We start from the raw sequence: 13,115 nt of genomic DNA on the forward strand, positions 1-13,115 counted from the left end.
AAGTGGCGGAGTGCACATGGGGCGCGTGGAGAAAGCGTGGGTCACGCCGGGGTGAACCAACCCAGCAATGGATACAGGACTCCGGCTCTTCACAATAGTGTGTCTCACACAGTATGGTGAGCCGCATGAGTGATCTTGATGTGTATGCCGGGCACGACCAGGAGGTGCGACGAGGGTCCGTCGTCGTCGCGAGCCTCCTGATGCTGCGCGTTCCCGGCTACGGCTACGGATTGCTCGAGGCTCTCGCAGCCGCCGGAATCGCAGTCGACGCCGGCACGCTGTATCCGTTGCTGCGACGACTCGAAAAGCAAGGCCTGCTCGTCAGCGAGTGGAACACCGACGAGGCGAGACCACGCAAGTTCTACCGGACCTCCGAAGCCGGCGCGGAAGTTGCGCGGCGGCTCCTCGACGAGTGGTCGGGTCTCGCTCGCACCTTGCAGGCCATCGCATCCACCTCGGAAGAAGGCGCATCATGACGCTCACAGACCGCTACATCGCCGCAGCTTTGCGCAGCATTCCTGCCGACAAGCATCAGGACATCGGCCGTGAACTCCGCGGCTCGATCGCGGACGCCGTCGACGCCCGGATCGCGGCGGGCGAGTCACCGGTGGATGCGGAGGCCGCGGTACTCACCGACCTCGGCGATCCGGACCGACTCGCGGCAGGGCTCGCGGGACGCCCCATGTACCTGATCGGGCCCGAGTTCTTCCTCGACTGGTGGCGCCTGCTGAAGGCGCTGTTGTGGATTGCTCCTCTCGTCGGGGCGATCCTGCTCGTGGTCGACCTCATCGGGGGCAGTACCGGCGTCGAGGTGCTCGTCACGGGGTTGTCCAGCACCGTGGAAGTGGCCCTGCAGATCGTTTTCTGGGTCACGGTCGTCTTCGCCGTGTTGGAGCGCAACGGCACCCGTCGCAAGGATTTCGCCGCCGAGTGGACCGTCGACCGGCTACCGCAGTCCGTCACCAACGGACGCGTGTCGCTGGGGGATACCGTCTTTTCCGTCGGAATGCTCGTGTTCCTCATCGTGGTGTTCATCGCGCAGCGGACGTCCTCTTCCTTCGAAGACTCCGAGGGTGCCCCGATCCCGTTCATCGCACCGGACCTGTGGAACTTCTGGATGCCGGTGCTCCTCGCCGTACTGGCGCTCGAGGCCGTGTTCGAGATCGTCAAGTACACGGTCCGGCGCCGGACGATTCTGCTGGCCGGCGTCGACACCGTTCTCAACCTGCTTCTCGCGATTCCGCTGGTCTGGCTGCTGTCGAGCGACAGGTTTCTCAACCCTGCGTTCTTCGACGCCGTTTTTTCGGGTGTCACCTTCGCGGGCGGACCCGAACAGATGGCGCGCTTCTCTCAGGGGATCCTCGTCGTAGTCGTGGTGGTGGCGGCGTGGAGCATCGGTGAGGCGTGGTTCAAAGCACTGCGCCCGCTGTCCCGCTCGTCGGCGGCGGTGTCGCTGTAACGTCGTCACCGACCTGCGCGGCACCACCCCAGGAACCCCCGGGAGTCGAACCATGGCGTTCTACCGACAGCTCGGCGTCATCCCGCCCAAGCGTCACACCCAGCACCGGGACGACCGCGGCGCCCTCTACTACGAGGAATTGATGGGCGAGGAGGGATTCTCCTCGGACTCGTCGCTGCTCTACCACCGGTACATCCCGTCCGCGATCGCCGACGCCACCACATGGGAACTCGGCGACCAGAACACCGCGCCGAACCACCCGCTCGCACCACGGCACCTCGAACTCCACAAGCTCTTCCCCCCGGAGATCTGGTCGGAGACCGACGTGGTCACCGGACGTCGTCTGATCCTCGGGAACCCGGACGTGCGGATCTCATATGTCGTCTCGTCGAAGGAATCACCGCTCTACCGCACCGTGGTCGGCGACGAAATGGTGTATGTCGAGTCCGGAACCGCCGATGTCCACACAGTTTTCGGCACTCTCTCGGCGAAACCCGGCGACTACGTGCTGCTGCCGGCAGCCACCACGCATCGCTGGGTGCCGACCGGTGACGAACCGCTGCGTGCCTACATCATCGAGGCGAGCAGCCACATCGCTCCGCCGAAGCGTTACCTGTCGAAGTACGGGCAGTTCCTCGAGCACGCCCCCTTCTGCGAGCGCGACCTGCACGGTCCCGCGGAACCGGTACAGGTCGAGGAGGAGAACGTCGACGTCCTCGTCAAGCACCGCACGTCACGCGGGATTGTCGGCACGCGATACGTGCTGGCGCATCATCCCTTCGACGTCGTCGGGTGGGACGGCTGCCTGTACCCGTACACGTTCTCCGTTCACGACTTCGAGCCGATCACCGGCCGTGTCCATCAGCCGCCACCCACGCATCAAGCGTTCGAAGGCAACAACTTCGTGATCTGTAATTTCGTGCCCCGCAAGGTGGACTACCATCCGCTCGCGATTCCGGTGCCGTACTACCACTCCAATGTCGATTCGGACGAGGTGATGTTCTATTGCGGCGGAGACTACGAAGCCCGCAAGGGTTCGGGCATCGGGCAGGGGTCGGTTTCCGTCCACCCGGGCGGTCACGCGCACGGTCCGCAGCCCGGTGCCTACGAGCGCAGCATCGGTGTCGGGTACTTCGACGAACTGGCCGTCATGGTCGACACCTTCCGCCCGCTCGAACTCGGTGAAGGTGCACTCGCCTGCGAGGACCCGTCCTATGCGCGCAGTTGGAGTCGCACTCCGGGAGCAGGGGAATGACCCACCCACGACGCGCTGTCATCGCGATCCCCGAGGGCTCACTCTTCGGACCGGACAACCTGCCCTACGGGATCTTCTCCACTGCGGATACCGAACCGCGCGTCGGTGTGCGCGTGGGTGATTCGGTTCTCGACCTGAGTCGGCTGTTCGACGACATCGTCTTCGCCGAACCGTCGCTCAACGCATTCATGGCCCAGGGGCGCACGCGGTGGGCCGAGGTCCGTGCCGCGATCCAGGACGCGATCACCGGCAGCCTCGACGACGACGCGGTATTCCCGGTCGACGACGTCACGCTGCATCTTCCGATCGAGGTCGCGGATTACGTCGACTTCTACGCCTCCGAGAATCATGCCTCGAACCTGGGCCGGTTGTTCCGTCCCCAGAACCCCGACCCGCTCATGCCCAACTGGAAGCACCTGCCGGTGGGGTATCACGGCAGGTCCAGCACCGTCGTGACCTCGGGTGTGGATATCGTGCGCCCGTGCGGTCAGCGCAAGGGACCGAACGACGAGGTTCCGGTCTTCGGTCCGTCGATCCGGCTCGACATCGAAGCGGAAATGGGGTTCGTCGTGGGCGTCGGTTCGCCGATGGGCTCGCAGATCGCTCCCGACAAGTTCGCCGACCACTGCTTCGGCGCGGTGATCCTCAACGACTGGTCGGCCCGCGACATCCAGGCGTGGGAGTACGTCCCGCTCGGGCCCAATCTCGGAAAGTCGTTCGCGACGTCCATCTCTCCGTGGGTGGTGCCGCTTGCCGCTCTCGAGGCCGCGCGGATCGACACACCGGTGCAGGACCCGGAACCGCTGCCCTATCTGACGGGCAACGAGAAGTGGGGTCTGGACATCGATCTCGCCGTCGAATGGAACGGCCATGTCGTGTCGCGTCCCCCGTACGCGCAGATGTATTGGTCGCCGGCGCAGATGCTCGCCCACACGTCGGTGAACGGGGCGGCCACGAGGACCGGTGATCTGTTCGGTTCCGGGACCGTCTCCGGGCCGGAGAAGGACCAGCGCGGCGCGTTCATCGAACTCACGTGGGGTGGTGCCGAACCCGTGCGGGTGGGGGACGAGACACGCACGTTCCTCGAAGACGGTGACGAGATTGCCATCTCGGCTACAGCCCCGGGCCGGAACGACACCCGTATCGGATTCGGTGAGGTCCGCACGCGCATCCTGCCGGCCACGGGCGCGGTGAACTGACCGGCACTCATGCCCGTCGATCGTGGGCTTCGGGTTCTTCGTCGACCGAGAGGAGTTCCCCGACAGTGCAGTTCAGCGCCCGGCATACCGCGGTGAGGGTGGAGAATCTGATCGCGCGGGCGCGCCCGTTCTTGAGTACCGACAGGTTGACGACGCTCACACCGACCTGGTCGGCGAGGTGCGCCAGCGTCATGCCGCGTGCCTCGAGCAGCTCGTCGAGGTGGCACCGCACGGCGTGATCGTTGTCGGGCGGCATCAGACGAGTCCCTCGTTGTCACGGGCCATGCGACTGCCGATGCGAAGCGCCACCGCCACCGCGGAGAGGGCCATGCAGAAGACGTAGCCGTACCACCACTCGGGGCCGAGTTGCGCGTAGTCGAGGTCGACCTGCCAGGCCAGATCCCGGATGACCAGATTGGAGCCGAGCACGCGCGGGAAGGTGGGGGCGATGATCGTGACGATGGCAGCCATGGACGCAGCCCACACTCCGCGGACGGCGCCTCGGTCGAACAGTCTTCCGCGCAGGAACCGCACCATGACCCAGGTGAGAAGACCGAGAACCATGAGGTAGCCGATCGTTTCCAGCGCATCGGCGCTGCGGAGGAAGCCGACGGCCACCGGCGAGACGGTGTCGGTTCGGAGGACGATATCGGTGGTCGATGCGACCGAAACCTCGGTCCCGTTGGGAGAGAACATGGTCGGGGGCGGCACGTCGTCGAACGAGATCCGTGCGGTCACGGTCCCGCTCTTCAGGTCGTCGAGGAGCCCGACGAGATAGTTGACGACGACGACCACGGCGACCAACGCGAACACCGTGATCGACGCCCAGAGGTCTCTGCGGTCCTTCTTGGATGTCTCGATGGGCGTGACAGCTTCCGATTCGACGGTGTCCATGGCGCCTCCCGGCATAACGAATGTCGATAGCATCGATATTCGTTATATACATCGAAAAACGATATGTCTATCGGTCTCGGCGGGCCTACCGGATCTCGAGTGTGTCCCCGACCGCGATCAGGCCGCACCGGGTGACGGTCGCGTAGACCCCGACGTACGCACCCGGTTTATCGTCCGTGAGTCCCGGTGCGACGGGCCGCGCCATCACCGTGCGGAGCATGTCGCGCCGCGCGGGCACCTCCTGGTGTGCGAGCGTCACCATCACGCACCGTGAGGTGAGCTTGTTCGGTTCGACCGTCGCGGAGCCGATCCCGACCTGCTTCCCGACCCAGCCGTCTTCGAGGAATCCCGCATCCTCGTCCGCCGCCACGACGATCTGTGGCCGGAAACGACGCAGCGCGATCTCCGATGCGTCCCCGGTGCCGAGCGCGTCGACCGCGGACGTGGACACCAGATGGAGTGGCGCTTCGTCGTAGGTGCGCGGGCGGGTCTCCAACCGGACGGGCCGTCCGGTCGTGTCCGACAACAGATCCTCCACAGCGGGGTCGTTGCCGTGCACCACAGTGCCGTCGGGCAGGGTGATCTCCAGGGCGGCAGGGTCGCGCGGATCGACTTCGTCGAGCAGTCGCGCACGGCACGACAGCAAAGAACCCCAGCGGCGGAACCGCTTTGCGCTTGCGACATCGCCGGTCTCCGGATCGACGACCGCCCACACATGGTCTCCGCGCAGTCCGTCCGACTCGACGGTGGCTGTGTCCATGCGCTCTCCACCGAACGACTTCACCGGATAACGCCAGAGCTGACCGATTCGCACAACATGCCAGCATACGGCGCGGCCGTGTGACCGGGGAGGACAGCTCACCGGGTGACAGGGGCCACATGATGACTAGGGTGTCGCCCATGACGGACAACACGACACGGCGGTGGGGCCTCACCATTCCGCTCGACGGCATTCCCTTCTCCGAGCAACGACGGGTGATCGAGGAATTGCCGGATCTCGGTTACACCGACGTCTGGTCGTCGGAGGCGGGGGCTGCGGACGCCTTCACGCCCCTCGCGCTGGCGAGCACCTGGGCCCCGTCCCTCCGCCTGGGCACCGCGATCGTGCCGGTGTACACCCGCGGGCCGGCCACGCTCGCGATGTCTGCCGCGACTCTCGCGGCCGCGGCGCCCGGCAGGTTCGTGCTGGGGGTAGGTACGTCCTCCGACGTGATCGTCGGGAAGTGGAACGGGATCCCGTTCGAGGAACCGTTCAAGCGCGCCCGCGACACCCTGCGGTTCCTGCGGTCCGCCCTCGCCGGTGAGAAGGTGAGCCACGAGTACGACACCTTCTCGGTCCAGGGCTTCCGTGCGGGCCTCGTCCCGGACCCCGCGCCGCCGGTTCTGCTCGCTGCGTTGCGTCCGGGCATGCTCAGGCTGGCGGGTAGGGAAGCGGACGGTGCGATCGTGAACTGGTTGTCGGCCGACGACGTGCGCACCGTTGCCCCGTATGTCGACGAAGGCGGCGCCGGTAAGGAGATCGTGGCGCGGATCTTCGTGCTCCCCGGCATGGATGCAGAGACTTCCCGCGCGATCGGGCGCCGCATGATCGCCGCGTACATGAACGTTCCGGTCTACCGCGCCTTTCACGAATTCCTCGGACGGTCCGACGATTTCGCGGGAATGTGGCGGCTGTGGGCCGAAGGTGACCGCAAGGGGGCACTCGAGGCGATCCCGGACCGGGTCGTGGACGATCTCGTGGTGCACGGTCCTCCGGAAGCATGCCGTGAGCACGTGGAGCGCTACATGGACAACGGCGTGACGACGCCGGCGATCGCGCTTCTGCCCTCCGAGGATCCCGCGCCGATGATCCGCGCTCTCGCCCCGCGCTGAGTTCTCACCGAGTGTCGCGGTGGTGCGGGCCGGGCCGGTCCGGCAGGCTGGGAGCATGACCGACACCAGTACCGCGCCCGTGCTCGTCGCCGTCGACGAGGCCAGTGGAATCGGCGTGCTCACCCTGAACAACGCCCGGCAGCGCAATACGTTGTCCGTGAATACGATGCGCGAGGTGATCGCGGGGCTGATCGCACTGTCCGCGGATACGAAGGTGATCGTGATCCGTGCGGAGGGGCCGGCGTTCTCCGCGGGCCACAATCTGCGGGACATGATCGGGCGCACCCTCGAAGAAGAGCGCGCCATCTTCGACACCTGCAACGAGATGATGAAGACCGTGCAGGCGATCCCTCAGCCGGTGATCGCGTCGGTGCAGGGGCCCGCGTTGGCGGCGGGCTGTCAACTGGTCGCCGCATGTGACCTCGCGGTGGCTGCGGACAGTGCGGAGTTCGGAACACCCGGCGTACGGATCGGGTTGTTCTGCTCGACACCGATGGTCGCGGTCAGCCGGGCCGTCGGGCGGAAACGCGCACTGCAGATGCTGCTCACGGGCGACATGATCGATGCCCGGACGGCGGCGGACTGGGGCCTGGTCAACTTCGTCGTGGAGGCGGAGGCGCTGGACACCGAGACGACGGCACTCGCGGTGAAGATCGCGGCCGCGTCGCCGGTGACGGTGCGGATCGGCAAGGAGGCGTTCTACCGGCAGATCGAACTCCCTCAGGACGCCGCGTACGAGGCGATGGCGGAGACGATGGCGACCAACGCCGTCCTCGACGACGCGCAGGAGGGTATGTCCGCGTTCGTCGACAAGCGTGCGCCGGTGTGGACGGGACGCTGACCGCGGCGCTTATCGAGCGTTAGGTCTCGACCAATTGTTGGACGTCCTATAACGTTGCCCGCATGAGTTCCGATCCCCGTGCGAACACCGTCGACGCTGTAGTGCACCGCTCCGCTGCCAGGTTCCCCGACCGTGTCGCGCTGCGGTTCGCCGATCGCAGCCTCACCTACCGGGAACTCGACGCCGCCGTGTCCCGGACCGCCGCGCGTCTGCTGTCCCTCGGCCTCACCGCCGGCGATCGCGTGGCCGGGTACGGCACCAATTCCGACGCGTATGTGCTGGGTTACCTCGGGGCGGCGCGCGCTGGTCTCGTGCACGTGCCGATCAACTACGCGCTGCGCGGCGAAGAGTTGTCCTATCTCCTCGCGCAGTCCGGGGCCAAGGCTGTGCTCGTCGATCCGGCGCTGCGCGGCGAACTCGACCGCGTTCTGCCCGACGTTCCCGCCGAGCACGTGCTCGCACTGCGCGACGAGGACGCGTCGCTGCTGAGCGAGGCGACGGACGGTCCCCTGCCGGCACTCGACGCCGCGCCGTCCGCCGACGATCTCGTGCAACTGCTGTACACCTCGGGAACCACGTCGAAGCCCAAGGGCGCCATGATGACTCACGGCGCACTGGTACACGAGTACACGTCGTCGATCGTCGCCCTCGACTTGCGCGCCGACGACAACCCGCTGATCTGCATGCCGCTGTACCACTCGGCGGCCATGCACGTGTTCCTGCTGCCGTACCTCGCGGTCGGCGCGACGATCACCCTGCTGCCGGCCCCGGACATCCCGGAGATCCTGCGCCTGGTCGAATCCGAGCGGATCGGATCGCTGTTCCTCGCCCCCACCGTGTGGGTCCCCTTGGCCAACCATCCCGATCTGGACACGCGCGATCTCTCGTCGCTGCGCAAAGCGCAGTACGGCGCGTCGATCATGCCGGTCACGGTGCTCAACCGGTTGCGCGAGCGCTACCCCGACCTGGGCTTCTACAACTGCTTCGGCCAGTCCGAGATCGGCCCCCTGGCCTGCGTGCTCGGGCCCGACGAGCACGCCGACCGCCCCTCGTCGTGCGGGCGCGCGGTGCTGTTCGTCGAGACCCGCGTCGTCGACGCCGAAGGGAACGACGTTCCCGACGGCGAACCGGGTGAAGTGCTCTACCGGTCGCCGCAGTTGTGCCTCGGCTACTGGGAGAACCCGGATGCGACCGCGGAAGCCTTCCGCGACGGCTGGTTCCACTCCGGTGACCTCGTCACGCGCGATCCGGAGGGGTACATCACCGTCGTGGACCGGATCAAGGACGTGATCAACACCGGCGGCATCCTCGTCGCCTCCCGTGAGGTGGAGGACGCCCTCTACACGCACGGGTCCGTTGCGGAGGTCGCCGTCATCGGGACCCCCGACGAGAAGTGGATCGAGGCGGTCACCGCGGTGGTCGTGCTCAAGGACGGTCACACGGTCACCGAGCGCGAACTCGTCGACCACGTGCGGAACCGGCTCGCGGCATTCAAGGTGCCCAAGATCGTCCGTTTCGTCGATACTCTCCCGCGCAACCAGAGCGGCAAGCTGCTCAAGCGGGAACTGCGCGCGGTCTGACCGGAGGCCGCGTCGGGCACGCCGGGCGACACTGTGACATCCAGCCGTTCCGGCGGGTCATCAACGAAGGGGACACATGAGGAACAAGCACGTGCCGTCGTGGCACGACGACGAGGTGCGGGCACTGTCGGAACTGGCGGGCGATTTCTTCGAACGCGAGGTCATGGCGCACGCGGAGAAGTGGGACGAGCAGCGTTGCATCGACCGCCACGTATGGCTCGAGGCAGGCAAGCTGGGGCTGCTGCTGTGCTCGGTTCCGGAAGAGTACGGCGGTGGCGGCGGCACGTTCGCGCACGACCTCGCCGTGTTCGAAGCGCAGGGATACTCCGGCGACCTCGCGCTCGGCATCTCCGTGCACAGCGGCATCGTTGCGCACTACATCCTGGAGTACGGCACGGAGGAGCAGAAGCGAACCTGGTTGCCCGGGATGGCAACCGGCGAGATCCTCGGTGCGATCGGCATGACCGAGCCGGGAGCCGGTTCGGATCTCAAGGCGATCAAGACCAGCGCGATCCGCGACGGCGACGAGTACATCGTCAACGGGTCGAAGACGTTCATCACCAACGGGTCGTCGGCCGACGTCATCGTCCTCGCCGTCAAGACCGACCCGAAGGCCGGTGCCAAGGGCGTCTCGCTGCTCATCGTCGATCTGCGCGACTGTGAGGGCTTCGCGGTCGGGCGCGTGCTCGACAAGGTGGGGCAGCATGCCGCCGACACGTCGGAACTGTCGTTCACGGACGTGCGGGTGCCGGTGTCGAACCTGCTCGGCGAAGAAGGACAGGGCTTCGCGCAGCTCATGGCGCAACTCGTGCAGGAACGTCTGATCATCGGCGCGCAGGCGGCCGGCGCCATGCAGCGCGCGGTCGACGAGACCGTTCGGTACACCAAGGCGCGACAAGCGTTCGGGCACAGCCTCTTCGAATTCCAGAACACGGCGTTCGAGCTTGCCGAGTGTCAGACCATCGCCCGCACCAGCCGCATCTTCCTCGACCACTGCATCGAGCAGCACCTGCGCGGCCGCCTCGACCCCGCCGATGCGGCGATGGTCAAGTACTGGCTCACCGACAAGCAGTGCGAGGTCGTCGACCGGTGTGTCCAGCTGCACGGCGGCTACGGCTACATGCGGGAGTACCTCATCGCCCGGATGTACGAAGACGCCCGGGTACAGCGCATCTACGCAGGTGCGAACGAAGTCATGAAGGTGCTCATCGCACGGTCGCTGTAGCAGCGGGCTGCGTGGTTGTCTCGATGGGCGAGTTACCTCACCACGGCCTTCTCGTGGTGAGGTACGCAGCCATTTCCTGACTCTGGCGACGGTGCGCCCGGCGATGTTCGGCGCGCGCCTCACCGGAGGCGTTGAGCTTTCGCTCCTCGTCGGATTCCGGGATCACCGGCGGCACCGCGGTGGGTCGCCCGTCGTCGTCGATCGCCACGAACGTCAAAAAGGCAGTCGCCGCGATGCGGCGGTCTCCGCTGCGCAGATTCTCGGCGGTCACCTTCACGAACACTTCCATCGAGCTGTGACCGGTCCAGGTGACGAACGACTCGAGGCACACCGAGTCGGTCTGGTGCACAGGTGCGAGGAACGCCACAGAGTCGGTCGAGGCCGTAACCACGGATGCGCGGCTGTGGCGGGTCGCCGAAATCGACGCGGTCATGTCGATATCACTCATCAACTTCCCGCCGAAGAGGGTGTTGTGATCGTTGACGTCGTTGGGAAAGACCCTATTGGTCTTGACAACTCGTGATTCGCTGCAGGTTTTTGCTTCCACCGGGATCCTTTCGAGCGCGGGACCTGCAGGATCTCTGCCGATCGCACCTATCCAGCGTACGACTGTCGCCGGTGTGCGCGCCTACGGCCGCCGCTCGGATGTGAGGTGGACGTGGTGGTCGATGATCTTCGTCAGCATGGCGACGAGTTGCTCGCGTTCGTCGGCGTCGAGCGGCGCGAAAGCTTCGTCCTGCACGGCGGTGAGCACGCGTTCGAGTTCTGCCAGGCGGTCGCGGCCTTTCCGCGTGAGACTGACGATGTTGCGCCGGCGATCCTTGGGGTCGGAGGCGCGCCGGACGTACATGCGGTCGGCCAGTGCGTCGATGCATGCAACGACGTCGCTCCGGTCGAGACCGCATCGGCGTCCGAGTTCGACCTGGCTGGACGGGCCGAATTCGTCGAGGGCGGAGAGCATCCGGTAGTGATGGCCGCGTGCGCCGGCCGCATCGAGACGGTCGAACACCACGCGGTGCACCCGCATGGCGGACTGCGTCAGCAGAAAGCTCGGGAGATGGTCGAGCCGGGTCGGCACGGGATAGTTGTCGGGGTCGGACATTCGTACACCTCCCTGAGGTCGGCAATCTGGCGGCGGGAATCGTGCCGATCGGTGACGGCTGTGGTCGTGGCGGCTGTGACAGCGCTGACGATCAGTGACGGCGGTGATCGGTGACCGCGGTACGCGGGCCTCGCCGCGGGACGCTCGAATATCCTCCGGATTCGACGAGCAGCCGCACGGCTCGATACCGATGCGGCCGAAGGGGTTCGAGGTACTCGACCATGCCGGCGTCGTCGAGCGGCGAACCGAGCAGTGCCCAGCCGACGACCGTGGCGAGGTGATAGTCGCCGACAGACAGGGCGTCGGCGTCGCCGAAGGCCCGCTGCGCGACTTCGGCGGCCGTCCAGACCCCGATGCCGGGCACCGAACGCAGCGCGCGACGCGCTCGCGCTGGATCGTCGTCGACGAGACGCTCGAGCGAGTCGGCCAGCTGGGCGCACCGCACGATCGTCTTGGCCCTTGCGGGGTCGACGTTCGCGCGATGGAACTCCCACGAGGGGATCCGCCGCCACGACTCCGCGCTCGGCGGCACCCGCATGCCCTGCGGTGCGGGACCGGGTGCGGGCTCCCCGAAGCGGGTGACCAGGTGACGCCAGGAGGCGAACGCCGCGATGCCGTGCACCCGCTGCTCGAGGACGGCGGGGACGAGTGCTTCGAGTACGCGGCCCGTGCGGGTGATACGCAGACCGGGCATGCGGCGGTGCGCCTCGGCGAGCGCGGGGTGAGCGGGAGCGAATCCGGACGGGTCGTCGTGGGCGCCGAGGAGAGCGGGAAGCCGATCGAGCAGTTCCCCGGAGCCGGGGCCCCACACGAGGCAGCGGACGGAATCGGTCCCGGCCTGCGTGATCCGGTAGGTCACAGGACCCGTCTCCATGCGCGACACACGCCAGAGGGCACTTCCGTCACGGCGGTGGCAGGGGTCGCGGGGTCCGTGCTGCAGCGGGCGTAGGGTTTGTGCGACGTCGACGGGCCCGGGCACCCTCACGAGAGTGTCGACAGGTGCGGCATCGTTGACGGACGCGGTCACCGACCTACCGTACCTCTGTAGCGGTCGGACTTCTGTGACGGCCGCGACGGTTTCCCGGTGTCGGACGGAAAGGCTATGGTCGGCGACATGATCATCGTGAGCACCGACGGATCCTGCCTGCGTAATCCAGGTGGCGCCATCGGATGGGCGTGGGTCAATCACGAAGGACCGAGTGCATCGGGGGGTGAACGCTCCGGTACCAACCAGATCGCCGAACTCCGTGCGGTGCTCGAGGCACTGCGTGCGCATCCCGGTACCGAACCCATGATCATCGAATCCGACTCGCAGTACGCCATCAAATGTGCGTCCGAGTGGCTGCCCGGATGGAAACGCAAGGGCTGGAAGACGTCCACGGGATCGCCGGTGAAGAACATCGAACTCGTGCGTGCCATCGACCGCGAACTCGTCGAACGCGCCGGACCGGTGCGGTTCCGCTGGGTACGCGGTCATGTCGGCAACCACTTCAACGAAGTCGCCGACACGCTCGCCGGCGAGGCGGCCCGGGAAGTCGCGGCCCGGCCCGGGCCCATCGAGGTACCCGATCCGCTGCCGCGCGCGGTGGCGCGGGCAGAGACGGCCAGAGCCGGAGACGTCGAACTCACGCTCTTCTGACGAGGTGTGCGGCCCGGCACGTCGCTCGAGGCCGCTCGGGTACGGTCGC

At 66.7% G+C, this 13,115-nt stretch carries 15 protein-coding genes; 9 read left to right on the forward strand and 6 right to left on the reverse strand.

Features of this window, described 5'->3' with window-relative positions:
- Positions 1–125 precede the first annotated feature (125 nt).
- Genes HF886_RS20130 through fahA form a run of 4 tightly spaced genes read left to right on the forward strand, consistent with a single transcriptional unit; the run spans position 126 to position 3,913 of the window.
- On the forward strand, positions 126–476 hold the full coding sequence (locus tag HF886_RS20130) for a PadR family transcriptional regulator (protein ID WP_169653292.1): 351 nt from the start codon (positions 126–128) through the stop codon (positions 474–476).
- On the forward strand, positions 473–1,459 hold the full coding sequence (locus HF886_RS20135) for a permease prefix domain 1-containing protein (protein WP_169653293.1): 987 nt from the start codon (positions 473–475) through the stop codon (positions 1,457–1,459). The genes HF886_RS20130 and HF886_RS20135 overlap by 4 nt, the downstream gene beginning before the upstream one ends.
- Positions 1,460–1,511: 52 nt before the next feature.
- A complete protein-coding gene (locus HF886_RS20140; protein WP_169653294.1) occupies positions 1,512–2,714 on the forward strand; it encodes a cupin domain-containing protein in 1,203 nt (400 codons plus the stop codon).
- On the forward strand, positions 2,711–3,913 hold the full coding sequence (gene fahA / locus HF886_RS20145) for a fumarylacetoacetase (RefSeq protein ID WP_169653295.1): 1,203 nt from the start codon (positions 2,711–2,713) through the stop codon (positions 3,911–3,913). Before HF886_RS20140 ends, fahA begins: the two co-directional genes overlap by 4 nt.
- Positions 3,914–3,920: 7 nt before the next feature.
- Here the strand turns inward: fahA and HF886_RS20150 are convergent, their stop codons facing one another.
- The 3 genes from HF886_RS20150 to HF886_RS20160 all read right to left on the reverse strand — a co-directional run bounded on the left by HF886_RS20150 (position 3,921) and on the right by HF886_RS20160 (position 5,669).
- Positions 3,921–4,169: a helix-turn-helix domain-containing protein gene (locus HF886_RS20150; RefSeq protein WP_169653296.1), complete on the reverse strand. Its 249-nt coding sequence runs from the start codon at positions 4,167–4,169 to the stop codon at positions 3,921–3,923.
- Positions 4,169–4,807 (reverse strand): hypothetical protein, encoded by a 639-nt coding sequence (locus HF886_RS20155; protein WP_240955245.1) that lies wholly within the window; start codon positions 4,805–4,807, stop codon positions 4,169–4,171. The genes HF886_RS20150 and HF886_RS20155 overlap by 1 nt, the downstream gene beginning before the upstream one ends.
- 85 nt (positions 4,808–4,892) lie before the next feature.
- Positions 4,893–5,669 carry an MOSC N-terminal beta barrel domain-containing protein gene (locus HF886_RS20160; RefSeq protein WP_346765424.1) on the reverse strand — a complete coding sequence of 259 codons (777 nt, stop codon included), beginning with the start codon at positions 5,667–5,669 and terminating at the stop codon, positions 4,893–4,895.
- Between the two features lie 38 nt (positions 5,670–5,707).
- Between HF886_RS20160 and HF886_RS20165 the strand changes: the two genes are divergently transcribed.
- The 4 genes from HF886_RS20165 to HF886_RS20180 all read left to right on the forward strand — a co-directional run bounded on the left by HF886_RS20165 (position 5,708) and on the right by HF886_RS20180 (position 10,325).
- Positions 5,708–6,679: an LLM class F420-dependent oxidoreductase gene (locus HF886_RS20165; protein WP_169622862.1), complete on the forward strand. Its 972-nt coding sequence runs from the start codon at positions 5,708–5,710 to the stop codon at positions 6,677–6,679.
- Between the two features lie 55 nt (positions 6,680–6,734).
- A complete protein-coding gene (locus HF886_RS20170; protein WP_169653299.1) occupies positions 6,735–7,520 on the forward strand; it encodes an enoyl-CoA hydratase in 786 nt (261 codons plus the stop codon).
- Between the two features lie 62 nt (positions 7,521–7,582).
- The gene (locus HF886_RS20175; RefSeq protein WP_169653300.1) at positions 7,583–9,100 is read left to right on the forward strand and encodes an acyl-CoA synthetase; all 1,518 of its coding nucleotides are present in this window, start codon (positions 7,583–7,585) and stop codon (positions 9,098–9,100) included.
- 76 nt (positions 9,101–9,176) lie between these two features.
- Positions 9,177–10,325: an acyl-CoA dehydrogenase family protein gene (locus HF886_RS20180; RefSeq protein ID WP_169653301.1), complete on the forward strand. Its 1,149-nt coding sequence runs from the start codon at positions 9,177–9,179 to the stop codon at positions 10,323–10,325.
- 37 nt (positions 10,326–10,362) lie between these two features.
- Here the strand turns inward: HF886_RS20180 and HF886_RS20185 are convergent, their stop codons facing one another.
- From HF886_RS20185 to HF886_RS20195, 3 genes are all read right to left on the reverse strand, one after another.
- Positions 10,363–10,872 carry an acyl-CoA thioesterase gene (locus HF886_RS20185; RefSeq protein WP_169622866.1) on the reverse strand — a complete coding sequence of 170 codons (510 nt, stop codon included), beginning with the start codon at positions 10,870–10,872 and terminating at the stop codon, positions 10,363–10,365.
- Between the two features lie 81 nt (positions 10,873–10,953).
- Positions 10,954–11,427, reverse strand: coding sequence for a MarR family transcriptional regulator (locus tag HF886_RS20190; RefSeq protein WP_169622867.1), 474 nt, complete (start codon positions 11,425–11,427; stop codon positions 10,954–10,956).
- A gap of 91 nt (positions 11,428–11,518) precedes the next feature.
- The gene (locus HF886_RS20195) at positions 11,519–12,454 is read right to left on the reverse strand and encodes a DNA-3-methyladenine glycosylase 2 family protein (protein WP_169622868.1); all 936 of its coding nucleotides are present in this window, start codon (positions 12,452–12,454) and stop codon (positions 11,519–11,521) included.
- A gap of 87 nt (positions 12,455–12,541) precedes the next feature.
- Here HF886_RS20195 and HF886_RS20200 point away from each other — a divergent pair, with 87 nt between their 5' ends.
- The gene (locus HF886_RS20200) at positions 12,542–13,066 is read left to right on the forward strand and encodes a ribonuclease H (RefSeq protein WP_169622869.1); all 525 of its coding nucleotides are present in this window, start codon (positions 12,542–12,544) and stop codon (positions 13,064–13,066) included.
- Positions 13,067–13,115 lie beyond the last annotated feature (49 nt).

Origin of the sequence: Rhodococcus sp. 105337 (genome assembly GCF_012844225.1) — a bacterium.
Classification (GTDB): Bacteria; Actinomycetota; Actinomycetes; order Mycobacteriales; family Mycobacteriaceae; genus Rhodococcus.